The organism is Mesorhizobium sp. P2_F8 (assembly GCF_056403655.1).
This window is the reverse complement of the sequence record NZ_JBFUFB010000001.1, coordinates 213,542-237,160: the sequence shown is the minus strand read 5'-3', so window position 1 is coordinate 237,160 and position 23,619 is coordinate 213,542. Positions and strand designations below refer to the sequence as shown.

Annotated in this window: 21 protein-coding genes; 6 read left to right on the top strand and 15 right to left on the bottom strand. The window is 60.6% G+C overall.

The genetic code is table 11. The annotated features are described in order from the left end of the window. The first annotated feature begins 62 nt into the window (after window positions 1–62). Entirely contained in the window at window positions 63–1,799 is a 1,737-nt protein-coding gene (locus AC1DZP_RS01125; RefSeq protein WP_477299861.1) for a tetratricopeptide repeat protein, read from the top strand. A 187-nt stretch (window positions 1,800–1,986) separates the two neighbouring features. On the opposite strand, the gene AC1DZP_RS01120 is transcribed toward AC1DZP_RS01125, so the two are convergent. From AC1DZP_RS01120 to AC1DZP_RS01050, 15 genes are all read right to left on the bottom strand, one after another. Next, window positions 1,987–2,364: a DUF1622 domain-containing protein gene (locus AC1DZP_RS01120; protein ID WP_477299860.1), complete on the bottom strand. Its 378-nt coding sequence runs from the start codon at window positions 2,362–2,364 to the stop codon at window positions 1,987–1,989. After that, window positions 2,361–3,284, bottom strand: coding sequence for a formylglycine-generating enzyme family protein (locus tag AC1DZP_RS01115; protein WP_457154497.1), 924 nt, complete (start codon window positions 3,282–3,284; stop codon window positions 2,361–2,363). Before AC1DZP_RS01115 ends, AC1DZP_RS01120 begins: the two co-directional genes overlap by 4 nt. An 87-nt stretch (window positions 3,285–3,371) precedes the next feature. Beyond that, window positions 3,372–3,563, bottom strand: a complete 192-nt coding sequence (locus AC1DZP_RS01110) for a hypothetical protein (protein WP_457154496.1) — start codon at window positions 3,561–3,563, stop codon at window positions 3,372–3,374. Between the two features lie 40 nt (window positions 3,564–3,603). Beyond that, entirely contained in the window at window positions 3,604–4,476 is an 873-nt protein-coding gene (locus AC1DZP_RS01105) for a bile acid:sodium symporter family protein (RefSeq protein ID WP_457154495.1), read from the bottom strand. Window positions 4,477–4,485: 9 nt separating this feature from the next. Continuing rightward, entirely contained in the window at window positions 4,486–6,804 is a 2,319-nt protein-coding gene (locus AC1DZP_RS01100) for an arylsulfatase (protein ID WP_477299859.1), read from the bottom strand. Window positions 6,805–6,837: 33 nt separating this feature from the next. Continuing rightward, the gene (locus AC1DZP_RS01095; protein WP_477299858.1) at window positions 6,838–8,304 is read right to left on the bottom strand and encodes a DUF1254 domain-containing protein; all 1,467 of its coding nucleotides are present in this window, start codon (window positions 8,302–8,304) and stop codon (window positions 6,838–6,840) included. A gap of 54 nt (window positions 8,305–8,358) precedes the next feature. After that, window positions 8,359–9,396, bottom strand: a complete 1,038-nt coding sequence (locus AC1DZP_RS01090) for a DUF1254 domain-containing protein (protein WP_457154905.1) — start codon at window positions 9,394–9,396, stop codon at window positions 8,359–8,361. A 10-nt stretch (window positions 9,397–9,406) separates the two neighbouring features. Then, entirely contained in the window at window positions 9,407–10,831 is a 1,425-nt protein-coding gene (locus AC1DZP_RS01085) for a DUF1254 domain-containing protein (protein ID WP_477228341.1), read from the bottom strand. Between the two features lie 75 nt (window positions 10,832–10,906). After that, window positions 10,907–12,451 carry an arylsulfatase gene (locus AC1DZP_RS01080; protein ID WP_457153600.1) on the bottom strand — a complete coding sequence of 515 codons (1,545 nt, stop codon included), beginning with the start codon at window positions 12,449–12,451 and terminating at the stop codon, window positions 10,907–10,909. A 61-nt stretch (window positions 12,452–12,512) separates the two neighbouring features. Next, window positions 12,513–12,743 carry a hypothetical protein gene (locus AC1DZP_RS01075; RefSeq protein WP_457153601.1) on the bottom strand — a complete coding sequence of 77 codons (231 nt, stop codon included), beginning with the start codon at window positions 12,741–12,743 and terminating at the stop codon, window positions 12,513–12,515. Window positions 12,744–12,749: 6 nt separating this feature from the next. After that, window positions 12,750–13,229, bottom strand: coding sequence for a YidH family protein (locus AC1DZP_RS01070; protein ID WP_477299857.1), 480 nt, complete (start codon window positions 13,227–13,229; stop codon window positions 12,750–12,752). 143 nt (window positions 13,230–13,372) lie between these two features. After that, complete coding sequence (locus AC1DZP_RS01065) at window positions 13,373–14,584, bottom strand: alpha/beta hydrolase (RefSeq protein ID WP_477300180.1); 1,212 nt, start codon at window positions 14,582–14,584, stop codon at window positions 13,373–13,375. Window positions 14,585–14,607: 23 nt separating this feature from the next. After that, a complete protein-coding gene (locus tag AC1DZP_RS01060; protein WP_477299856.1) occupies window positions 14,608–15,390 on the bottom strand; it encodes a SphA family protein in 783 nt (260 codons plus the stop codon). A 211-nt stretch (window positions 15,391–15,601) separates the two neighbouring features. Beyond that, window positions 15,602–16,264, bottom strand: a complete 663-nt coding sequence (locus AC1DZP_RS01055) for a transporter family protein (protein WP_477299855.1) — start codon at window positions 16,262–16,264, stop codon at window positions 15,602–15,604. Window positions 16,265–16,562: 298 nt separating this feature from the next. Beyond that, the gene (locus tag AC1DZP_RS01050) at window positions 16,563–16,823 is read right to left on the bottom strand and encodes a hypothetical protein (protein ID WP_095089145.1); all 261 of its coding nucleotides are present in this window, start codon (window positions 16,821–16,823) and stop codon (window positions 16,563–16,565) included. Window positions 16,824–17,367: 544 nt separating this feature from the next. Between AC1DZP_RS01050 and AC1DZP_RS01045 the strand changes: the two genes are divergently transcribed. From AC1DZP_RS01045 to mdcA, 5 genes are all read left to right on the top strand, one after another. Continuing rightward, window positions 17,368–18,351, top strand: coding sequence for an HAD family hydrolase (locus tag AC1DZP_RS01045; RefSeq protein WP_477300179.1), 984 nt, complete (start codon window positions 17,368–17,370; stop codon window positions 18,349–18,351). A 402-nt stretch (window positions 18,352–18,753) separates the two neighbouring features. Further along, window positions 18,754–19,836: a type III polyketide synthase gene (locus AC1DZP_RS01040; protein ID WP_477299854.1), complete on the top strand. Its 1,083-nt coding sequence runs from the start codon at window positions 18,754–18,756 to the stop codon at window positions 19,834–19,836. A gap of 1 nt (window position 19,837) precedes the next feature. Beyond that, window positions 19,838–20,575: a methyltransferase domain-containing protein gene (locus AC1DZP_RS01035; protein ID WP_477299853.1), complete on the top strand. Its 738-nt coding sequence runs from the start codon at window positions 19,838–19,840 to the stop codon at window positions 20,573–20,575. Then, window positions 20,554–21,732: an NAD(P)/FAD-dependent oxidoreductase gene (locus AC1DZP_RS01030; protein ID WP_477299852.1), complete on the top strand. Its 1,179-nt coding sequence runs from the start codon at window positions 20,554–20,556 to the stop codon at window positions 21,730–21,732. Before AC1DZP_RS01035 ends, AC1DZP_RS01030 begins: the two co-directional genes overlap by 22 nt. Before the next feature lie 239 nt (window positions 21,733–21,971). Continuing rightward, window positions 21,972–23,618 carry a malonate decarboxylase subunit alpha gene (mdcA, locus tag AC1DZP_RS01025; protein ID WP_477299851.1) on the top strand — a complete coding sequence of 549 codons (1,647 nt, stop codon included), beginning with the start codon at window positions 21,972–21,974 and terminating at the stop codon, window positions 23,616–23,618. Window position 23,619 lies beyond the last annotated feature (1 nt).

Genomic DNA, 23,619 nt, shown 5'->3' with positions numbered 1-23,619 from the left:
GGTTTAGCCTGAGACGCTGGAATGCAGCACGCGAGCTGTCAAAAAGATCCGAGGAGCGTGCAGTGGAAGCCAACCACGAAGGTGATATCGATTCGGGTCGATATTTAGCAGTCTCTTATACGCAGGCTCACGAAGAGCTCGAAGCGATCCTTTCAGACCCTCAGTTTCAATGTTCCGAGCGCAACAGAAAGTTCTTGCGCTTTGTTTCCGAAGAGCTTTTCGCCGGACGCGAGAGCGCGCTCAAGGCATACTCCATAGCCGTTGACGTCTTCGGCCGTCCGCCGTCCTTCGACGCTTCGACCGATCCGATCGTCCGAATCGAAGCAACCCGGCTTCGAGCGGCTCTCGCCCGCTACTATGAACTATACGGGTCGGACCGAGAGATCAGCATCGAACTCCCGAAAGGCAGGTATGTGCCAGTGTTTTCCCGGCACATCCGGGAGGACCCTGAGGGGAGCGATCACCTTGGTCGCGCGCAATCTCGTCCCCGGGTTGTCGCGACCAGATCAGATCAACGTCGAATGATGAGGCGAAAAGCCATCGTCGCCCTAAGAAGGACGGGCCTGGCTGGAGTGGCCTTGTCCTGCGTCGCGCTGTTTTTTGGCTATAATCTGCTCAGTGGTCTGAACACCATGACCATTTCGGAAAGGCCGTCGGTCGCCGTCGATCTGCAATTGGACGGTGTCAACGATCACGAAGCAATCGCCCTGCGTGACTTGCTGATGAGCGCGCTTTCAGACTTCAGTACGCTAAGGCTTTCAGCGCCCGACGCCTACACGTCAAGTACCGCCGAAGGCACCCCCGCTGCCTTGCCTCTTAGCCGTTATCGACTGATCCTGAAGTACAGTTCGGATTCGGTCCAGAAGTCGGTCTGGTGGCAGGTCGTCGACCAGCAGACAGGGGAAGCGATTCAATCCGAGAAAGAGCGCGTTCACGTCGATACCGCCTCGTCGGCCGACCCGGCCGAATTGCTGGTTTCCCGGCTGGCTGCACGCATCGCCTCGTTGGATGGCGCGATCAACACCGTCGAGGCTAACCGGGACCTGGAACATCCTACGCTGGGCAATGGTTGCGTTCTGCGGGCCAACCGCGCGTTGGGGATGCAGACGCCGCAAGTCTTGGAGCAAGCGAGGCAATGCCTCGAGCGGACGTTGCGGCAGCGCCCGTACGATGCCGATGCGCATGCGATGCTGGTCCCGATACTCCTGTCGATCGATCAGCCAGATGCGTCGACCGACCTGACTGCGGCCGCTCACGAACATGCCGATAGTGCAGTAGCGCTGGCCCCGGAATCCTCCCGCAGCTTCACCGCCAAGATGATGGCGGAGTTTCGGGCAGGCCACGTCGAAGCAGCGGTGTCCGCGGGGCGCAGGGCAATTACGCTCAACCCTTACAACACCAAGGTAGCAGCTACATTCGCCCGGATTCTCTACGCCACCGGCGAGCGAGACGAGGGGATAAGGCTTGCAAACGAGGCCCTGAAGGTCGACGGGTTGCCGCTACCGGACGCTGAGTGGACGCTGGCGTTCGACGCCTATCGCCAGGGACAACTGGGTGACGTGTTGCTCCGCCTGAAGCGCGAGGCCAACGGATGCTATCTCACCGACCTGTTGTTGACGGCAACGTTGGGACGCTTGGGGCGAGAGGGAGATGCATCCGCAATCATCTCCGACATACGCAGAGAGCGCCCCGATTTCGAGCAGAATTTCCATTCCGATATGTCTCGCCGTCACCTTGATCCGCAGTTGACCACGGAGCTTGCACAAGGCCTCCAACTCGCCGGCCTTCGCCTCCAGTAGGGCTTATGGCCGTCTAAAGCGCGCTGCGTTGAAACGGATTCCGGCGACGCGCCTTGCATGTCGTTGCCCCAAACCGGGCCGCTTTTGGGCGACATGCATTAGAGCAATTCCAGGACAAGTGTGAAACGGTTTCCGTCCGGAATTGCGTCAAAACAAAGAGATAGAGCGGTTCGGCGTTTGAACCGCTCTAGGTCATTGCCATCTTTCTGGCTTCACTCTCCTGCTGGAGTTCGCGAGCCTCCCGTTGATCTCGCTCCAGGAAGAAATTGAGGAACGTCCGGATCACGGCAATCGCCGCCAGGCGGCCTACGTCGTCCCAACTCGGCGCGACGGAGGTCTCGACGATATCGGCCGCAAGTTGGAATGTAAGGCCGGCGATCAGCCATCTGGCATGACGCATCCACACCGCGCGAATGGCGTAGTGCCCGTCCGGATGGCTGAGCATCACCCTGACACCGTTTACGAAGGCCTCGAGCGTCCCTGCCAGGATCAGGACCAGGGCCAGAAGATCGATGATCGGGGCGCTGAGTTCAGCCAGCTGGTTCAGCCATTGTGCAACGATCATGGGTTGCCGTCCCTGGTGATGCGGACAATGCAGCGGAAACCAAGATGGGAAATCGACGTGTCGACGGGCTGTGCCATGCGTGCCGCGGGACGATAGCGCCGGCAATAGTTTGGCGCGCAGAGATGCGAACCGCCCTTGGTCACCTTGCGCGGGATTTTCACGTCCGGTTGGCGCGGGTCGTAGCTTGCCTCGCGCGGGGCGCCGCGCGGGTTTTCCGCCGTGCAGCACGGGCTGTCGATCCTGCCGTGCTCCTGATACCAGTCCGTCGTCCACTGCCAGACGTTGCCGGCCATGTCGAAAAGACCGTAGCCATTGGGCGGGAACGAGCCCACCGGCGCCGTGTATTCGTAACCATCGTCCAGCGAGTTGCGATAAGGAAACTCGCCCTGCCAGGTATTGGCCATGTGCTGTCCACCGGGCGTGAGTTCATCGCCCCACACGTAGTCGGCGCCTTCGAGGCCGCCGCGCGCCGCAAACTCCCATTCGGCTTCGGTCGGCAACTCCTTGCCTGCCCAACGCGCATAAGCCTCGACATCCTCATGGGCGACATGCACCACCGGGTGATCGGCCAGCTTCTTGATCGAGCTGGCGGGGCCTCTCGGATGGCGCCAGTTGGCGCCGTGCACATAGACCCACCAGTTGTAGTGGTTGCGCATGTCGACCGGTCCGGCCGGCTTCTTGAACATGGTCGAGGACGGCGAAAGCATGTCCGGCAATGCGCCTGGGTAATTGTCCGGGTTGGCCGGCTTTTCGGCCAGCGTGACGTAGCCCGTCGCGGCGACGAATTTTTCGAAATCGCCATTGGTCACGGTAAATCGGTCCATCCAGAAACCGTCGACTTTCACGCGATGGGCCGGCGCCTCCTCGGGATAGAATTTGTCGGAGCCCATCAGAAACGAGCCGCCTGGTATCCAGATCATGCCGTCGGTCGGTGAATTGACAGACTGCGGGATCGCCTCCCGTTTTTCGACCAGCAGGTCATCAGCTCTTGCGATTTCGTCCATCCGTCAACCTCCTTGCGCCGTCGTCACGGACAGGCCGCGGCTGTCGATTGTGCCGGCGGCAGGGCTGCCGGATTTGGGCTTCTCCTGAATGAACTCGCCTCGTTCGTCCGCTCCCGTCACCGCGGCGACCAGAAGATGCCTCCAGGCGTCGATCCCGGACAATTGCCGGCGGCGACGAAGAAGCATCGCAATCATTCAATCATCCGGCTTTTCCGGCAAATTCTCAACAGTTCCGTCACAATGCGGTCTTTGACTGCGTTGCTGCGCGGACGCGCTTGCGCCAGTTCACGTAGGGAATGCATAGGATCGCGCTACCGATCAGATGCCAGAGTACCACGGCCATGGCGGCCTTCTCGTCGGGAAAGGTTGCGTGGGCGATCGCGATGGCCACGCCAGGATGACGCGTTGCGGTGGCGAGGGCCAGCACGGTTCTGTTGTCGGCCTCCGGACCCCCAAGACCGTGACCGACCAGGACGCCAACCACGACAAAGAAAGCCAGCGCGGCAAGTGATCCATTGCCGATCATCGCCGCCATGGCCGGCCAGATCCTGATGAGCACCGGAATGAAGGCCGCGACCAGCAGGATCGTTGCAAATAGAGACAGCGGGCGCGCGAGGCGGGATGCGAGGGCGGGAGCGAACTGGCGGACGAGCAGCCCGATGATGAGCGGCAGGACAATGCCTGTCGCCACGATCGATACGATCTGGCTGGCCGGCACGGCGATCCCGAACCCGAATGTGCGGCCGATGAGGGCGATACCCAACGGCACGATGACGACGGAAAGCGCCGCCATGGTAACGAGCAGGCTGGCCGTGTAGGAAACCGAGCCGCCGGCCTTGGTTTGTTTGCCGGGAAGGACCGGTGGCACCGGCGACAAAGCGAGCGCCACCAGGGCGAGCTTGACTGCCGGGTTGAGGGCAAACAACGCATCCATCGCGATCGCCAGCAAAACCATGATGACGTTCATGGAAAGCAGGGATCTGGCAAAAAGCCCCGGCTGCCGCAACAAGTATGCCGCATCCCGCCAGCTTGCCTGGAGCCCAAGCGCGAACACCATCAGCCCCATCGAGAGGTTGATGGCCATGGGAATGAGCTGCGCGATCGTCATCGTGCTCCCTCAGTCCCGGGCCATCGCGGCGGCGAACTTCCGCTCCAGATCGAGATACACGTCATCGGCGACGTCGAAGACGACCTTGACCACCCGCCCGTTTGCGAACGGGAACTGCGGCTTGTATTCGCTGCTGACGGCATCGCCGCCATCGTAGCCGACGCAAAGCCCCTCGCCGCAGAGGATGTAACGGCCCGTCTGGGTGCGGAAGGCCGCGTGCGCGACCGGTTCCTCATCGACGTAGAGCGTCATCTGGCCCAGGGTCTCCAGCTGTTTGGTGATCCGTTCCTTGACGAACTCGACGCCGACAATGTGCTTGCCCAGCTTGGGCGCTTCGACAACCAGCCGCTGCTCGGGCGGGATGCCGAGGAAGTTGTAGACATAGAACAGCTTGCCACCCTTGACGAATAGCGAATAGCCGCCGAAGCGCGAGCCTTGCGCCACGATCACGCCCTGACTGTTGCCGGTGAACTCGACCTCGGCCAGTATCTTGAACGACACGGCAAGCGTAGGAGCCGCCGCTGCCTCGGGCACCTCGGTCGTGCCCGGATAATAGACGTATCGGTTCCGTTTTGGCGCGTGGTATTCGGCGGCGTGCATGGCCGCCACGCCGAGATCTATGAGCGGCAGCACGTTGTTCTTGTTGGCCTCCGATAGCCAGAGGTCGGTCAGTTCCTTCAGCTTTTCGGGATGCTGGGCAGCCAGGTCGCGGGCCTCCGAGCGATCTGCGTCGGTGTGGAAGAGTTGCCAGACGTCCTTGTCGAAATGGCCCTGGTCCGAAGGAAGCGGCGCGTGGACGGCGGCGGCCTTCCAGCCTTTCGACCAGATGCCGCGAGTGCCGCACATCTCATAGTACTGGGTCTCCTTGGTGGTCGGCGCCTTGGCGTCATCGAAGGTGTAGGCCATCGAAACGCCGGCCAAAGGCGACTGTTTTACGCCGTCGATCGCGTCGGGCATCTTCACGCCGCAGGCTTCCAGGATCGTCGGTACGATGTCGGTGCAATGATGGTACTGGTGGCGCATTTCGCCTTTGGCCTTGATCCCCTTTGGCCAATGGATGACCAGCGGATCGCAGGTGCCGCCGGCGTACGAGGCATAGCGCTTGAACATCTTGTATGGCGTCGAGAAAGCTGTCGCCCAGCCGGTAGGATAGTGGTTGTAGGTGTCGGGCGATCCCAGCTTGTCGATCATGGCAAGGTTGCGGTTCACATCATCCGGGAAGCCGTTGAAGAACAGGTTTTCGTTGACGGAGCCGCTGGGGCTGCCTTCACCCGAGGCGCCGTTATCGGCGCAGTAGAAAATCAGCGTGTTGTCGAGCTGTCCCGATTCCTCGAGGTAGTCGACCAGCCGGCCGATCTGGACGTCGGTGTATTCCGAAAAGGCGGCATAGACTTCGGCCATGCGGCTGAACAGGCGCTTCTCGTCGGCATTGAGAGTGTTCCAGGGCCGCACCATGTCGCCCTCGGCGGCGATCTCCGGTGGCATCGGATTGATGGGCGTCAGCTCCGTGTCGGCCGGCAGGATACCGCGCTCGATCATCCGCTTCAGAACCCACTTGCGGTAGGCCTCGTAGCCGTCGTCGAACCTGCCCTTGTACTTGTCGATGAAGTCTTGCGGCGCGTGATGTGGCGCATGGTTCGCGCCGGGGCAGTACCACATGTACCAGGGCTTCCCTGGGTCGGCCTGGCGGGAGTCACGGATGAATCCGATAGCCTTGTCGGCGATATCCTTCGAAAAATGGTATCCGTCTTCTGGCTGGCTGGGCTGGTCGACGAAGTGGTTGTCCTCGATCAGTTCGGGATACCATTGGTTCGTCTCGCCGCCGATGAAGCCGTAGAAGCGGTCATAGCCGAGGCCGAGCGGCCACTTCTTCTTCGAGGCGCTCATCCCGAAGGCGTCGACCGGCACGTTGTGGTTCTTGCCGATCCAGAAGGTGCTCCAGCCCGCGTCGCGCAGGATGCTGGCGATCGTGCCGTTTTCCAGCGGGATATGCCCGTTGTAGCCGGGGAAACCCGTGGCAGCTTCCGAGATGGTGCCAAAGCCGTTGGCATGGTGGTTGCGGCCAGTCAGGAAGCAAGAGCGTGTCGGCGAACAGACGGCAGTCGTGTGCCACTGCGTGTAGGTGAGCCCGTTCTTCGCCAGCCGGTCGAGCGTCGGCATCTCGATGCGTCCGCCATAGGGCGACCAGGCTGCCTGGCCGGTGTCGTCGTAGAGGATGACGAGGACGTTGGGGGCATCCTTGGGTGCCCGATTGTCGAGGAAGGCGTCCCAATCCGCCTTGGAATCGCGAACGTCGAGCGCGATCTTGCCCTTGAATGAACGTGTCATTGCTCTCCTCCTCTTGGTGTCCTGTTGTCGCCTCTACTGCCGTTCCACTGGTGGCGGCGTCCAGGAGCCATCGATGACCGCGGTTTTTGGCCAATAGGCGCGCAGGAAGAGCGAGAAGTCGGCACCTTTCGGCGCAGGAAGCCAATTGGCCCGCTGCACAGGGTCCGAGGGCGCATCGGATTGAACGATGATCGTCAAGGACCCGTCGGCGGCAAGCCTGAGATCCGCGTTCTTCGTGCCGACCGAGTATCGCTTGATAACGTTCGGCGCAAAGAAATGGTGTTCGTTGTAGAGCGTCAGCGACCAAAAGCCCCTCACGGGCGGCGTTTGGTCCTTCGGAAAAGTTACAGTATACTTTTTGCTTCCGTTCAGACGTCGGCCGTCCGCATCGAGGTCTTGATAATAATACTTCGTCTCGTTCGGTGCATTGACGAAGATGTTGGATTTCGCGACGGCAGTCCGCGTAAAATAGTCCGTGCCGAATGCTGCGTTGTTGGATGTCGTCGACCAATTGAACGGGAGTTGGACCCCCCAGTTGCGGAATTCGAACAGGGGAGCGACAAGCTCGGTATCGGCCCTGGCCGCCTCATCGTCCATCGCCTTTCGCAGACCCGCGTCGACCTTTGCCGCCTGCAGCACCGCCAGGACCTGGGCGTAGCGAGCCTCTTCGCCGGGAAGCGGAGGAGCATCGGCGAGCGCACCGGGCAATGCGTCGAAGAACGTTGCCGGCGGTACCCATGGCGTTTCCTTATCGCCACCCTCGGCATCGACATGCGGAATGCCTTTCCAGTCGACAGTTTTCATGGTGCCGTCGAATTCGCTGAGCGGGTAGATGTTTATCTGGTTGATGACCGGCTGAATCGCTGCCCGGTCCTCAATGGTGTCGTCCATGAACACACGAGGGATCACGTAGCCGGTCGTCGTGGTGCATCGAAACACCTTCGCGATGCCCTTGGGTACCTCACCCTGCCAGCCCGGGCCGACGAACAAGTAGAAGCCGGGCTGGCTCGCATACATCTTGCCCAGGCTTGCGAAGCTGTCGGTTCGTGAATTGACGATCTGGTAGACCCAGAAGCGATTGCCGAAATCTGGCACCTGTATCACCGCCGGTGAAAGATCCAGCGCCAGCGGCCCGCCGCCATAGACGACATCCTGGTTCGGGCAGGCTACCAACCGCTCGTCGGGCGCTATGTAGTCCGTAATCATCGATAGCCGGTTGAGTGGCGCGGCCGGAGCGCCGCCTGAGATCAGCGGCTGCGGGATCTCTGCATTTATCGCGCGGCGGTTCATGACATTGACCAGGGGCCAAGCCCAGAGAAAGGCGTCCCGCGCGACGGTTCGCGCGTACTGCTCGGTGATTTTCACCCGCGCGTCAGGGCCGGAGGGCATCGCCGCCGCCCAGTTCGGCGAGGGCGGCAAGGGTTGCGGGTTCAACCCGGCAGCATCCGCTTCAGACGATCTGACCGGGGCTTTCGCGAGTGGAGCAGTTTGACGCGTCATCCTTCCCTCCTGGTTCAGCCGGTATTTGTGACGGCGCCGAAGATCGCAGGATTGTTATTTGGCCGCCTTCGGCTCCGGGAATGTCCACTTCCCGTCCAAAATCTCGGCTCGCGGGCGGTAGAGCCGCACGGTGTAATTCCAGCCCTTCATGATCGGCAGGCAATTGGCGATCTTGCCGTCACAACTGCCGAACTGGACAGAGATTGTGCCGTCGTCGCCCTTCTTGGCCGTGAGGTTGTTCAGCGAGTAGGCGTTGTACTGGTTCTTCTCGTAATAGCCTTCGGCATTGTAGAGGCTCACCGACCAGAAGCCGTCGACGGGCACATCCTTGACGTCAAGTTTGTAGACGGTTGTGCCGTCATTGTTGGCCGGGGTGATGTTGAGATAGGTGGCATCCTTGTCCGGATTGCCACCCCATGCTGCCGCACTGCCAACGAGGTGGCGGACAGGGTCGACGTCTCCCTTCTTGCCGAATGCACCCTTGAAGTCTGGCATCGTGGTGGCAAGAACCAGCAGTGCATCGCGCACCTTCTTCTGGCTCGCCTGATCCCACGCCGGGCTTTCGAAGCTGCCGGCATTGGCCTGCTCGGCCTTTATCGCATCCTGCAGGGCATGCACTTTCGTCACGTCGTCGGGATTGGCTGGATCGACCAACGTGCGGATACCGGCAAGCACATAGCGCGTGCCGACCGTCTCCTTGTCGAGCTTATAGCTACCGCCCCCATAGACGACTTGCGGCACATAGTGATCCTCGTTGACGATCATCAGCGACATGAACCGGTCTCCGGCGTCGGGCAATGTGATCGTCACGGGACCGGCGTCGAGGTCGAAAACGGCGGACGAATAAAGCGTATCGCGATTCGCGCGAACAACGGCCTGATGCTCGATCTGCATCGGCTCGCGGCGATGCAGGAACTTGCCTATCCCACCTGCGTCCTTGATCGCACTGCCGAAATAGAGATCGGTTTCGGCGCGAACGAAATTGTCGACGGTGACCGGTACGGCATCCGCTGCTCGGGCTTGCAAGCCCGCTAAGGAACCAAGCGCGGCGAACGAGAGTGCCGTGGCAATTGTGAAAGCCCGTATTTTCATGTGAGTGTCCTCACTTTGTCTTCTCGATATCCGGCAGCATCCATGTCTTGTCGAACAGCGGTTTTTCCGGACCGTAGAGGCGGAAGAGGACTTCGAATTTTCCTTTGGGGCTGGTGGGCACCCAATTCGATTCCTTGCCCTTCGGAGCCTTCGGGCCGAAGAACACGTCCACCGAGCCATCGGCGTTTTTCTGGATGTCCGTGTTCTGCGACGAACGGCTCGACCACTTCTGGTCACGGATCAGCGCGTGAGTCGCCCGGTCGTAGGCGGTCGCCGACCAGTACTGGCTCACCGGCGCCTTCGCCGGCACGGTAAGGCGATAGGTTCTGGCGCCATCGAACTGCTTGCCGCCCGCGTCCCTGAACGTCATCAGGTAAAACTGGCCGGCGCCCAAATGCTTGGCGCTGAAGAATCCCATCGAGTAGGCCACTCCGCGCCCCTCCGTAGGATAGTCGCCCGGCTTGGCAAATTGTGTCGACATGCCTTCGATGACGGCGGGCGTGGCAGGCACCGCCCAGTGGGCGCTGTCGTAGTAGGTGGCCCCGAACAACTGCTCGTAGCGCATGTCGAGATAGGCGTGGGCTTCCTGTGCCGCTGCCCTCAGGGCCGTTTGGGTCCCGGCGTCGGGCGCGAACGGCTTGCCTTTTTCGATGCCAATCGACTTGAGCATGTCGATCATCGCCTTGTCTCGCTCCAGCCACGGCTCGTATTGCACCATGCGGTCGAGCGACTTGTAGAAGTCGATGTCATAGGGGATCGTGGCATCGAAGACGACGTCGATCGCATCGACGAATGTGGTCGGCGGTGGATTGCCAGCCTCCGAGAGCGGGTAAAGCTTGACCCGCTTCCCGTATTCGACCGCCTTTGCGACATCGGCTGCGCTGCCGCTTTTTAGGATGGAGCGAAGCAGCGCATAGCTCTGGTAGGTGTTCGATGGCAGCGCGATGTAGCCGTCGGGCGCCTTGTCCTTGTAGCCCGGCGGCAGGATCAGGTATTTGCCGCCCTTGCCCTTGTCGACGCCGGCCGGTCCGACATCTTCGAGAGCCGCCTGCCAGGCATCGTCGATGCTGCCGGTTATCGAGCCGCCGTCTGCAGGCGGGATTTCGAGGACGACCGGGCCAACGTCCTTGGTATCGATGAAGGGCATCAGGTAGATGGAATCCGGGTTCGGTGTGAGCGTCTGGTTCTTCCAATCCGGCAGGCGGGACCAATAGACGATCTGGTTGACCTTGCCTTTGGCCTTGTTGAGCGTTTCCTGCAGCATCAGGTCGTAATTGACGGCCGGAATGCCCCAGATGACCGCCTCGACGGCACGGCGTTCGATCGTGCGCGCGGCGAGTTGCTCCGAAGTCCACACCTTCGCGGCGCTGGGATCGGTCACGGACATTGAAAGACCGAAAGCGAAAGCGCCTGCGAGCAGATGTCTGAAGGTCATGGCGTTCTCCGTCTGTGATTCCGCGGTTCGGCAGACGCCGGCGGCAGGCGTGCGCCTGCCGCCGGAGCACATGCTTTAGTGCCCGCTGTTGAAGCTCTCCGCCATCTTCGCGAGCGCCTGGTCAAGCGTGAAGCTCGCCGCTTTCTGGCGTGGAGGGTAGTCCTTGAACGATGCAAGGAACGGCTGGACGACCGCTTGCGCCGCCATAATCATGTAGCCCTTGGACATGTACCAATCGAAGTAAGTGTTCGAGGTAACGTCCGCCCGCTCATACGGATCTGTCCTCAGGTTGAAAAGTTTGGGACAGCGCAGGACGACCAGCGGATCCATCCACAGGCGCAACGTGCCTTCGGTCCGCTGTTCCATGAACACGACCTTCCAGTTCTTGAAGCGCACTGCCACGAGGCTGCCGTCGTCGTCGAAATAGACGAGGCCATGGCGCGGGCTCTCCACGCCTTTCTTCGTCAGGAAATCGAAAAGGTTGTAACCATCGATATGGACTTTGAACGTCTTGTCGCCGGCCTTGTGGCCCTTGAGCAGCTTGTTCGGGATGTCGGCATCGCCGGCGATCGCGCAGAAGGTCGGCAGCCAGTCGTGGTGCTGGACAATGTCGTTGGTCACCTCGCCTGCCGGAACCTTGCCGGGCCAGCGAACGATGAGCGGCACGCGGAAGGCGCCTTCCCAATTGGTGTCCTTCTCCGAGCGGAACATCGTCATGCCGGCATCCGGCCATGAGTTCATATGTGGGCCGTTGTCGGTCGAGTACATGACGAAGGTGTCGTCGGCGATGCCGAGCTCGTCGAGATAGTCGAGCATTTCTCCGACGTTCTTGTCGTGGTCGATCATCGTGTCGTGATAGGGCGACTGGTCTGGCCCTGCCTGCCCCAGGCTCTCGGGCTTGGTGTGGGTGCGAAGATGCATGTGGGTGAAGTTGAGCCACATGAAAAACGGCTTGCCGGCATCATTCTGGCGTTTGATGAAGTCCTTCGCCTTGGCCGCGATTTCGTCGTCGACGGTCTCCATGCGTTTGCGCGTCAGTGGACCGGTATCAGTGATTTTCTGCTTGCCGATGCGGCCCCAGCGCGGTTGCTCGGTGGGGTCGTCCTTGTCCGTCGCCCAGCAATGCAGCAAGCCGCGCGGGCCGAATTTTTCCTTGAACCGCGGGTCCTTCGGATAGTTCGGATCTTCCGGATCTTCCTCGGCGTTGAGGTGGTAGAGATTGCCGAAGAATTCGTCGAAGCCATGCGCTGTCGGCAGATATTTGTTCATGTCGCCCAGATGGTTCTTGCCGAACTGCCCCGTTGCATAGCCGAGCGGCTTGAGAACTTCCGCAATAGTCGGATCTTCGGCCTGCAGGCCGACATCGGCGCCCGGCAGGCCGACTTTTGAAAGACCTGTGCGATAGACGCTCTGCCCGGTGATGAAGGACGAGCGACCGGCGGTGCAGGACTGTTCGCCATAGGCGTCGGTGAACATCAAGCCTTCCTTGGCGAGGCGGTCGATGTTGGGCGTCTTGTAGCCCATCAATCCGTGCGTGTAGCAACTCAGATTGGCCGTGCCGATATCGTCGCCCCATATGACGAGGATGTTCGGCTTGCCGGTCTTTGGTGATTTCGCCATCCTGTTTCTCCTTGGTTACCGCTGTCTCAGTGGCATGATCGCGAATGGCTGAAGCGCCTTTTCACGGGATCACGTGCAGCCATTTCAAAATCCGCGTGACGATGCCCTGCTCTTCCTTCTGGATTGATCGGAGTGTTTTCAAAGTGTCGGCAATGTCGTGGAGAGCCTTACGGTTCTCGGCGCTGTTTTCATCTGCGAGTTCGGCGATTGCGCTGTCCTGCGCCTTGTGCAGTTCACGAAGCGCGGTTCGCAGCGCGATGATGCGGGGAGTTTCCATCTCAAGGTTGTCCATCCTTTCTCATGCCGCTGAGGCGTCCGTGAACGGACCGACGTTGAAAACCATGCTGCTGATGGCGACGAGACCGATCAGCAACAGGATCACTGCCGTTATCAGCGTGAATGAGACGGGATATCCGCTTTGGGCATGGATCAGACCGGCATCGCGCATCGCATCGCGTTCGCGGCGCAATCCGGCCATGAAAAGCACGTGATAGATGATGCCGACGACCAGCATCAGGATGCCGAGCAACACCAGCGTCACCCCGAAATTGCGCGGTGCGGCAGCGTGCGCGAGCGTGCCTGCGTCCCGCAGCTTCTGGAACACCTGGAAGATGGTGAAGCCAAAGCTGATCAGGGAAAGCGCGGTGCGGATCACCGACATCAGCGTGCGATCGGCGCTCATGCGGGTGCGCTGGAACGACATGCCGGTTCGGCGTGACGACAGCTCGACGGAGATGCTATCGGAGCCGGATTTACCGGTTACGGGTGCAACGCTCATTGCAGGGTCCTGCGAACGGGGCAGTGTCGAAGTCGACCAGCACTCTCGGGTCGCGGCGCAGGATTTCGAAGTACGTTACGGTAACGATATGTGCGGGAAGGGCCGAACTGCTGGATTTCTGATTGTTCAGGCAGAGCCTCCGATCACTCCGCCGTCGGATCGGCCTTCAGGATCGTTCCGAGCTGATCGGGTGCCGGGGTTTTCCCCTTTCCCTCCATCATCGCAATGGGAGCGGTGACCGTCGTTGCCGCGACCTTGCCGACCGTCCCCACCGTGCCCGCAATCATCATCCCCAGCCCGTCGCCAAGGCCTGTTCTCGAGTCGGTCAGGATCTGGCCGGAGGCCAATTGAGATCCCAGCAACGCCACGATTTCAGGACTCTCGGCAAACTTGCTGTGGTTCAGGCGGTCGTCAGTCTTCACATTGGTCAGGTCGATGACTGTTATTCCCGCCGCTTGCAGCTTCGACTTGTACGGCTCTTTTGACGGATCAATCTGGCCAACGCGGTCGACGTCGCCTGAAATCAGGCGCGAGATCGCAAGCGCCCGGTCGTCGCGCGAGATCATGATGGTGAATTTCGGCTTCTTGGGCCCGAGTTCTGTCCACTGCCGCCCGAAGACATCCACATCAAGGTCGGGAGATGCAAGAATTACATTCCTGATCTTGGGAGAGACCTGGCCGTCCTGCAGGGCCATTTGCCTCAGCCCCTCCATGGCGAGCCAGGTTCCCATCGAATGGGCCATGACGGTAATGTCCGTGACGGTGCGATCATTGGCCAAAGCCTTCAATGTTCGTTCGAAGGCGGTGCGGGAAAAGTTGGTGCTTTCCTTGTCGTAATTGTAGTCGAGGACGCTGGCGCGCGATGGCCAGGTGAAAAGGATGGGCGTGACCTTCGCCCCCGAGTCATGGACAAATTGGGCGAAGCGAAAAACAGAATCCTCATAGCGGTTGTTGAAGCCATGGACGAAGACGAGCACATGGCCGCTCGGATTGTGAGAGTGCAGCCAGTCGCCGGCCTGCGGGATCGAAAGGTTCTTCGCGGCGACGACAGCAAACTCCTTTTGGGGATTCGGCGGCAGTTTTTTCGGCCACTCGACCGTGCCGGATGCACGGTCCGGCGGAATTGAAATGGTCAGGTCGGTCAAGGAAAGAGTCGGGCTGCGCTCGCCCGTGAACAGCGTTGCAGGATCGCCCGACGGTTTGCGGCTGGTCGCCACCAACATCGTTACGTCAGATGCCGACGCTGACCGCATATTAACGGCTACCGGTGCCAAAACGCCTTCCGGTCCCCCTCCGCACGCCGTCAGCGTGAGCAGGTACAAAGCCGCGACAATCTTGCCAACCCGCTTGCGCATCAGCACTTGGTTTGTCCCGCCGCTCAAAACTTGCCGGAAACGTCGAAGAACACAGCGTCGCCCTTCATGCGGTTTTCGACCTCGACCTCGTGGGCCCATCTCAAGGTGAAATCGACCTCGGTTTTCTCTCCGAACTTGGCCTTGTATTTGACCAGCGGCCCGAGCGCGATCGAGCGGCCCCTGAATCCATCGTGGGTGTCGGCGAACGCGCCCCGATCGTCTTCGATTTGGTCCAGGAAGCCCGCGATCGCCCCCACGGACAGGTTCTCCGTTACGGCCTTTGTGACCGAAAGATCGAGGTGGGCCATCGCACCGCTGTAGTAATCGGTGTCCGGGTTCGTGGTGTTGATGTCCACGCCGAATTTGGCGGAAAGGTCCAGCCCGTGTTGCGGGATGAGATAGGTGAATCCGATCGCCGGCGTGAACGTCCAGTAGTTGAGGCCGATGAAGGCAAGGTCCCCTTCCTTCCATTCGCCGGTCGGTGCGGTGATCGTCAGGGATGCCGACAGCCAGGTGTTCATGGCATCGTTGTGCCACCCAAACACGAGCGGCGCGAAAGCGATGTCGCCGAGCCCGGTGACATGCTGATCCGCCCCCAGCGGGCCGACCGCGGCAGTGGCCCCGGTCCAGCCCAGGGGGACGGCAAGCTGGACGGCGTAGGTCCAGTTGCCTGGCAGGTGCAACTCGGGCACGTAAACCCCTGCCAGAATGGCGGCATAAATATCGCCGGTGAGACCCACCGCGACCGAGCCTTTGCCGAATGGAACCTGGCCATCTGCTTCGCCATGGTAGTAGATGTTGGACATTGCCCAATAGCCGGCGCCCGGCGTGGGCGGCACAATACCCGCACCGGGACCCGCGAGGGCGCCGGGGATATAGCGTCCGGCAACGGCCTCTGTGGCATTTGCTTGTCCTGTGGGAGCGAATGCCACAAGAACAGCTGTCGCGGTAAATAGCCAGGCAGATGATCTTGATTCAGTCATCGTCTCCCTCTCTGTACCAAGGTCTCATTGGTCGCTAAAAACTGACCAACGAAACGCCGACCTCCATGTTGTAGTCGTAGGGCCGGTCGTTGCCGATGCCGATACCTGGCCTGATGTAGCCATTGATGGCGCCGCCGTTTGCCAGTTTGCCCAGATTGAAGCCCAAGGCAACCTCCCAGGACATGGGTGCTGTCTCGGCTTCGAAATCGTAACTTGCGGTCAAGTCGGATGTGAGCCACCAGCGTTTGGCGTGAGGTTTGTAGACGACGTAGAGATCGAAATCGCCGCGATTGACATTGGCTCGGTCGCCGTCGCCGGCGAATGAAAAATTTTGGATGTAGGCGGGGGCGATGATGACCTCCGGACTGGCAAAATAGGCCCAGGTCAGCCCGGGCGCGGCGACCCATTTGCCGGTGCCAAGCACATCCTCGGAGGCGGTCGGCGCATAAATCTCGGTGCTGAGAATAAATGCCTGTCGCCTGCTCAAATAGGGGATCCAACTGAACTTCGCGGCAATGTCGCCGAGGCCGAATTCGTCGTCGCCAGTCAGATTGGTTGCATCGAGCGGCAAGGTCAGACGAGACGAAGCCTTTCCGTCGAAAAACGGCTCGGTGTAACGGACATTCGTAATATCGTAGTACTCGTCCCCCGGCAGGAATCGATACTCGTTCGAGAATGACAGGGTCCTTGTCAGCACGGCAGGGTTCGTCCCCGAAGTATCCTTGGCCTCCTGGGCCTCGGCGCCGCTGACAAGGGGTACCGAAACAGACTTTGAGGCGGACGGTGGAGCTGCTGCTTCAGGCCCCTGAGGGCGGAAGGTGCCAGTCAGCGGGAATGCACCTACGCCAGGGCGAACGCGTCCCATGAACATCCCTGGTCACGACCCTCTGCTGCGCGCCCGAAGCTTTCGGCGCGTCGCACAATTGAATCGGAATGCTGGAAAGCGAAGTACGTTACAGTTACAAAGGCCGGACACGCTCACGTGCCGCCGGGTGTCACTGGCACATGCGGATAATGTCGGTCTCCAGATCGGTGCAAAGCTCTTCGTATTCAGCAATCGCGGCGCGGTTCGCGTTTCCTCTTTCCTTTCTCAAGCGCTCAAGGGCCGTGCTGGCATCCTCGTAGGCGCCGCACAGGCCGAGCAGATCGGAATTCGTCGCGCTGAGGATTTGAAGCGTGCCGCGCAAGGCCGGCATCTTCAACATGAGCCTTAGCAAGCCCCGACGGTCGTGGGCGGTTTCGGAAGGCATGGCCATATGTTTCAAACCGAATGAATGACCTCGTACGGAAGCATTCCAGCAAGCATCGTCACAGTGAGGGGAGGCGCGCCAGCACTTTACTGTTACAGCCGGGTTCTATCCGGGGCCTGCAAGCGTCACCGCCTTGGCGTTCGACGGCGCGATTTGGCTGCTACCAAGGGACCGGCATAAGCTCCAGCGGCGCCCCCATCGGTTCAATCGGTGGGCTGTTACCGTTTCGTATCGGTATGTGCGGCCGCCAAGTCTTGTGCCTGCAAGGCCAGCTCCTATTCTGACTGCCTGACGCGCTCGGTCAATCGAATGGGGCCTCTCCGCGGCCTGCATCCCTCATCAACCAGCGCATCCAACCGCAGTCATCGACTTCGCAGGTTGAAGTCCGTGCCGGCGCGACACACCAACCGTTGGAGTTCGCGATGCCAAGATATCCTATTTCCAAGGGCGTTATTCGTCCGGCGCCCTATCCAGGATCCATTATACAAGAACAGGCGGCGTGTACGTCGAAGTCGTGGTTCGATAGATGAGTCCGGTCGTGGACAGACGCATGGTGCTCGCCGGCATGCTGGCCACCAGCCTGCCGCTTTCCAGCATCGTGTCCGCGCGTGCTCAAGCTGCGCCTCTCGCTTCGTGGCATGAGGGACCTGCCAAAGCTTCGATCATGGACTTCGTTGCAAAGGTCACGACGCCGGACGGCCAGGATTTCGTCATGGCCAACGAGCGTATCGCTGTTTTCGACAATGACGGAACGCTCTGGTGCGAACAGCCGATCTACTCGCAACTCGCCTTCGCATTGGACCAGGTGAAGCAGCTCGCCCCAACCCATCCGGAGTGGCAGACGCAGGAACCGTTCAAATCTGTCCTGTCAAACGACGTGTCAGGTCTGGTTCGCTCGGGCGAGCAGGGAATATTCAAGATCCTGGCTGTGACGCACGCCGGCATGACAACCGACGAATTCAACAGCGCGGTCATCAACTGGACCAGGACGGCGCGTCATCCCCGCTACCATCGTGCCTATACCGAACTTGTTTACCAGCCGATGTTGGAATTGCTGGAGTTCTTGCGGCAAAACGACTTCAAGATATTTGTGGTGTCGGGCGGCGGTATCGATTTCATGCGCCCCTGGATGGAAGCCGTCTACGGCATCCCGCCGGAGAGGGTCGTCGGGTCATCGGGAGCAACCAAATACGTGGTGGGTGCCGACGGCAAGCCGGCCTTGATCAAGGAAGCCAAGATCGATTTCGTCGACGACGGACCGGGCAAACCTGTCGGCATCAACAAGTTCATAGGCCGCCGACCCATCTTTGCGTTCGGGAATTCCGACGGCGATCTGGAGATGTTGCAATGGACCGCCGCTGGAAGCGGCGCGCGCTTCATGGGGATCCTGCATCATACCGACGCCGATCGTGAATATGCGTACGATCGCAAATCCTCAGTCGGAAAGCTCGACAAAGCTTGGGACGAAGCGATGAAGGAACGCTGGACCGTCGTGGACATGAAGCAGGACTGGAAATTGGTGTTCCCGTCCTGAAAGGCGCGGGCCGCGTTGAGGACAATTTCAAAAAGGCGGGTAAAGGCTTTAGTACAAAGATCGGAGCCCTTCGCTTTCGTACTGCGCGGCTATGATGGCGTAGACAAACCAACCGATCGAGCCAGATCGAACATCGCGCACTCACCAACCTGCCGGGCTTCACGGTGCTTGTGGGCAAGCGGCGCAAAACATTCGTTGTCCAGCGAGGTTTCGGTTGCGGTCCAACCGCATGGGCCTGAAATTTGGCGAAGGGCAGGGGTCCAAGGGAAGCATTTCCTGTTCTGAGCGTTTACCACAATAGAGTTTGCCATTGCCGTCGAAGGCGCAGATCCGCTGCGAGCCTCCAACACGTGGCGCTTTCCTCGGGGACCACAGGCTTGCGGCGGCAAGCCAAGGAAGAAAATGTGCGCTCAAGCTTTCATCAACCGAATTGCGACGGCCGTCCCTGACCACAGCGTTCACAGGTTCTTCCTGCAGTTTGCTGGCTCTCAGTTGACGGCAGACCCCCGTCGCCGCGCGATTTTCAATCGCATGGCAGACAAGGGCGGGATCGAGCATCGCTATTCGTGCTTTGCGCCTGCCGAAGATCCCGAGGGTCCGAGTGTGGACATGGCGGGCGTTTTCAAGCGGGGTGCATTTCCAGGAACGGCGACACGCATGGAGATGTTTGCTGCCGCTGCGCCGGTTCTGGCCCAGCAAGCCGTGGAGCGGCTCCTCCAGGATAAGGACAGGACGAGCGTCACGCATTTGATCGTGACAACGTGCACCGGTTTCTCCGCCCCAGGTATCGATCTGGAGATAATTGCTCGATGCAATTTGCCGACCACCGTTGAGCGCACGATCATCGGCTTCATGGGATGCTACGCGGCAATCAACGCGCTCAAGCTAGCACGGCACATCATCCGGTCCGAACCCGAGGCTCACGTTGTAATCGTCTGTATTGAACTCTGTACGCTCCATCTCAGGGAGACCAACGATCTCGAAAAACTGCTGTCCTTCTGCCTCTGGGGTGACGGTTGCGCGGCCGCGTCGGTGACTGCCCGCCCATTCGGGATCGGCCTGGATAGTTTTCACGCGATCGTCGCCGCCGACAGCCGCGACCTGATGACCTGGGGCATTCGCGACGACGGTTTCGACATGGTTTTGTCGGGACAAGTCCCTGGCGCAATTCAAGGTGTGCTCGCCGCAGGTATCGCCAGCATTCTGGGAGCCAGCAGCGTCGGAAGCGTTGATCTTTGGGCTGTCCACCCAGGCGGGCGCTCGATACTCGATGCCGTGGAGCGCGCGCTGAATCTCCATCCCTGTGCTTTGTCGATGTCGCGCGAGGTCCTTCGCGAAAACGGAAACATGTCTTCAGCCACGGTCATGTTCGTGCTTGAGCGAATGCTGCGCGGGTTCACGGAAGACCGCGTGGGTTGTGCCATGGCATTCGGACCCGGCCTGACGGCTGAGACGATGATGTTCCATACGGCCGGCAATGCCTGAGTTGACCAAATATCTCGACCGCCGTCGGATCGAGCCGGAACTGCTCGATATCCTGCCCCCCGACGATCCCAGGGCAATCGGCTCCCGGCGCGACCTCGCTTGGATAAACGCGCTGATGTTTCAGAGCGCGATCATGGCTGGTCTCTTCAAGGCGAACGTGCGCAGAACGCCGACCAGGATTCTGGAACTCGGTTCCGGCGACGGGGCATTCATGCTCTCGGTTGCGAAACGTTTGGCCGGGAGTTGGACCGACGTGGATCTGGTCATGCTTGACCAGGTCAACCTCATCTCAGACAAACGGCGCGCGGACTTCACCGCACTCGGATGGCGAGTTGAAACCGTCACCGATGACGTCTTTGACTGGATCGCAAAGCCCGGCGCCGGCGCATACGACGTTGTCTCGGCCAATCTGTTCCTCCACCATTTTTCCGACGCGGACTTGAAGGTTCTGTTTGCAGCGCTCCGTTCACGGGCACCGGTGTTCCTCGCCACCGAGCCAAGCCGAAACGCCAGTGCCTTGAGAATGTGCTCGCTCCTACGCATCATTGGCGCAAACGAGGTGACCATGCACGATGCAGCAGCGAGCGTCCGCGCGGGGTTCGCGGGCAATGAACTTTCCAGTCTGTGGCCATCGGGTTGCAGCCAGCACTGCGAAGAACGCAGGATTGGCCCGTTTACCCACGCTTTCAGCGTCATCCCCAAGGAAGCGCTCCCGCGATGTACGATGCCATTGTCATAGGTGCCGGGCCAAGTGGCGCGTCGGTGGCCTTGGCTTTGTGCGGCCAGGGGCGCGCGGTTGCCATCATCGAACGAAGCGAATTCCCGCGCCGAAAAGTCTGCGGCGAGTTCATGTCGGCAGTCAATCTGGAGCTGTTGGACCGTTTGGGGGCGGGCGCTGCGATTCGCGCCAAGGCAGGCCCGGAAGTCAGGCGAGTAGCATTGTTTGCGTCGGGCCCGGGCATAGACGCGGGCATGCCCCGGGCGGCAGGAGACGCTTTTGGGCGTGCACTTGGACGCGACGTTCTGGATGGCATCCTTTTGGACGCCGCTCGCCATGCCGGAGCCGATGTTTTTCAGCCTTGCCGTGCGGTGACGATTATCAGCGATGGGGAGAACGCCGCGGTCCGGATCAGCGGCAAAGACGATCAGAAGGTTCTCGCTGCGCCAGTCGTGATAGCCGCGCATGGCTCTTGGGAGCAGGGAAAGCTTTCAACCAACCTCCCAAAAAGCAGTGCGCCCCACGATCTGTTTGGCTTCAAGGCTCATTTCAAAGGAGCTTCGCTCGCCCGAGACCTCATGCCTCTCCTGGTGTTTCCGGGCGGCTATGGCGGCATGGTGTGGACGGACCAGGACAGGATGTCGCTGTCCTGCTGCATACGCCGCGACGTATTGGCCAGGTTGCGTGAGAAAAGTGGTGCCTTGTCGGCAGGCCATGCCGTTCACGCGCACATCGTGGCATCCTGTCCGGGTACGGTTTCCGCCATCGGCAGCGCAACGCTCGATGGCGAATGGCTGGCCGCTGGGCCTATACGCCCTGGCATTCGTCCGCGTTTTGCCGACGACATATTTCGGGTCGGCAACATTGCCGGCGAGTCCCATCCCATCATCGCCGAAGGCATCTCCATGGCCTTGCAGTCCGGCTGGCTGTTGGCCACCGAATTGGCCAGGTTTGACCGGTGGGATCGCGAGGCGCGCGTTGCCGCCGGCAGCCGCTACTCAAAGGCCTGGAACAGACAATTCGCAACCCGCATTCGCACCGCCGCCGTTTTGGCACGCATTGCAGCCCTACCTCAATCCGCTGCGGCGATGAGGGCTTTCGTCAGTTGGTTTCCCGAAAGTCTGGCGATCGGAGCCAGACTGTCAGGCAAGACGAAAGCGCTGCCGGTTCCACCGTGATCGCTCCACTCAGGCTAACAAGGGCATTTTGATCGGCCTTCAGTCCTATCGCCAAGCGCTGCGGCATCGATCAGAAGACGGTTGCGAAGTGGAGGAACCGGACAACGTTCGAGCTGTCATGCAATTGCCGGGTTCGGTAGCGTGCGAAGTCGAAAACATGGTTGCTTGACGAAATACTCCAGGGAGCTCCGCGACTAATTTCGGCCAGCAATCCGGAGCCTGCTGGAGGAGCAAAGACGATGACGACCTGGCAGCGTGGCCGGGAAGCGCGCGACGCCCGTATCCAAGCCGGCGCGAGGCTGGCAAAGGGCAAGGTCGTCGATGCGCGCGACGCCACCAAACTGATGGAAGCGGTGGTCCGCCCTGGCGATCGCGTCTGCCTGGAGGGTGACAACCAGAAGCAGGCCGATCTGCTCTGCGCCGCCCTCCTTGCTGTCGATCCAGCCATGGTGCGTGACCTGCACATGGTGCAGTCCGGCGTCGTGCTGCCGGAGCATCTCGACCTATTCGACCGCGGCGTGGCGAAGAAGCTCGACTATGCCTATTCCGGCCCGCAGTCGGCGCGCATTGCGAAGATGCTGTTCGGCGGCAAGATCGAGCTCGGTGCGGTCCACACTTATCTCGAGCTATTCGCGCGCTATTTCATCGACCTCACGCCGAACGTCGCGCTGATCGCTGCAGTCAGCGCCGATCGTGACGGCAACCTGTACACCGGGCCTAACACCGAAGATACGCCGACCGTCGTGGAGGCCACAGCCTTCAAGAACGGCGTCGTTATCGCCCAAGTGAACGAGATCGTCGACAAGGTTCCGCGCGTCGACATACCGGGGGACCGGGTGCATTTCGTTGTCGAGGCCGACAAGCCGTTCTTCGTCGAACCGCTGTTCACGCGCGATCCCGCTGCTATCACCGAGTCGCAGATCCTGACCGGCATGCTGGCAATCAAGGGCATCTACGCACCCTATGGCGTCAGGCGATTGAACCACGGGATCGGCTTCAACACCGCCGCGATCGAACTCCTCTTGCCGACCTATGGCGAGAAACTCGGACTGAAGCGCAAGGTGGCGAGCCATTTCGCGCTAAACCCTCACCCTGCGTTGATCCCGGCCATCGAATCCGGCTGGGTCGAGCAGATCCACTGCTTCGGGTCCGAGGTCGGCATGGATGAGTACATCCGCGCCCGATCCGACGTCTTCTTCACCGGGTCCGACGGTTCGCTGCGTTCTAACCGGGCCCTCTGCCAGACGGCCGGACTTTATGCCTGTGACATGTTCATAGGCTCGACGCTGCAGATCGATCTTCAGGGCAATTCCTCCACCGTCACCACGTCGCGCATCGCCGGCTTTGGCGGGGCGCCGAACATGGGCTCTGATGCGCGCGGGCGGCGACATCCGAGCGAGCCCTGGCTGCAGGCCGGCAGGGAAGCCGATCCCGAGGGGTCAACGCTGCTGCGCCGCGGCCGCAAGCTGGTCGTGCAGATCGGCGAGACCTTCGGCGAAAAGAACGTGCCGCTGTTTGTCGAGAGGCTCGATGCTCTCGAACTCGCCGAAAGGCTGAATCTCGAGCTGGCGCCGGTGATGATCTACGGCGACGACGTAACGCACATCGTCACCGAGGAAGGCATCGCCAATCTGCTGCTCTGTCGTGATGCCAGGGAGCGCGAGCAGGCGATCCGCGGGGTGGCAGGATACACCGATGTCGGCCGTGGCCGCGACGCTAAGATGGTCCAGCATCTGCGCGAGCGCGGTGCCATCCGCCGTCCTGAAGATATCGGTATCAATCCGCTCGACGCCGACCGGAGCATGCTGGCGGCGCGCTCCATCAAGGATCTTGTCCATTGGTCGGGCGGGCTCTACGCGCCGCCCTCAAGATTCCGCAACTGGTGAG

Coding starts and splice junctions, on each gene's coding strand:
- AC1DZP_RS01060 (WP_477299856.1), bottom strand. CDS start 15,390: ATGTCCAACATCTACTACCATGGCGAAGCAGATGGCCAGGTTCCATTC.
- AC1DZP_RS01095 (WP_477299858.1), bottom strand. CDS start 8,304: ATGACGCGTCAAACTGCTCCACTCGCGAAAGCCCCGGTCAGATCGTCT.
- AC1DZP_RS01115 (WP_457154497.1), bottom strand. CDS start 3,284: ATGATCTGGATACCAGGCGGCTCGTTTCTGATGGGCTCCGACAAATTC.
- AC1DZP_RS01120 (WP_477299860.1), bottom strand. CDS start 2,364: ATGATCGTTGCACAATGGCTGAACCAGCTGGCTGAACTCAGCGCCCCG.
- AC1DZP_RS01080 (WP_457153600.1), bottom strand. CDS start 12,451: ATGGCGAAATCACCAAAGACCGGCAAGCCGAACATCCTCGTCATATGG.
- AC1DZP_RS01040 (WP_477299854.1), top strand. CDS start 18,754: ATGTGCGCTCAAGCTTTCATCAACCGAATTGCGACGGCCGTCCCTGAC.
- AC1DZP_RS01105 (WP_457154495.1), bottom strand. CDS start 4,476: ATGACGATCGCGCAGCTCATTCCCATGGCCATCAACCTCTCGATGGGG.
- AC1DZP_RS01085 (WP_477228341.1), bottom strand. CDS start 10,831: ATGACCTTCAGACATCTGCTCGCAGGCGCTTTCGCTTTCGGTCTTTCA.
- AC1DZP_RS01075 (WP_457153601.1), bottom strand. CDS start 12,743: ATGGACAACCTTGAGATGGAAACTCCCCGCATCATCGCGCTGCGAACC.
- AC1DZP_RS01045 (WP_477300179.1), top strand. CDS start 17,368: ATGGTGCTCGCCGGCATGCTGGCCACCAGCCTGCCGCTTTCCAGCATC.
- AC1DZP_RS01090 (WP_457154905.1), bottom strand. CDS start 9,396: ATGAAAATACGGGCTTTCACAATTGCCACGGCACTCTCGTTCGCCGCG.
- AC1DZP_RS01100 (WP_477299859.1), bottom strand. CDS start 6,804: ATGACACGTTCATTCAAGGGCAAGATCGCGCTCGACGTTCGCGATTCC.
- mdcA (WP_477299851.1), top strand. CDS start 21,972: ATGACGACCTGGCAGCGTGGCCGGGAAGCGCGCGACGCCCGTATCCAA.
- AC1DZP_RS01070 (WP_477299857.1), bottom strand. CDS start 13,229: ATGAGCGTTGCACCCGTAACCGGTAAATCCGGCTCCGATAGCATCTCC.
- AC1DZP_RS01050 (WP_095089145.1), bottom strand. CDS start 16,823: ATGGCCATGCCTTCCGAAACCGCCCACGACCGTCGGGGCTTGCTAAGG.
- AC1DZP_RS01030 (WP_477299852.1), top strand. CDS start 20,554: ATGTACGATGCCATTGTCATAGGTGCCGGGCCAAGTGGCGCGTCGGTG.
- AC1DZP_RS01065 (WP_477300180.1), bottom strand. CDS start 14,584: ATGCGCAAGCGGGTTGGCAAGATTGTCGCGGCTTTGTACCTGCTCACG.
- AC1DZP_RS01110 (WP_457154496.1), bottom strand. CDS start 3,563: ATGATTGCGATGCTTCTTCGTCGCCGCCGGCAATTGTCCGGGATCGAC.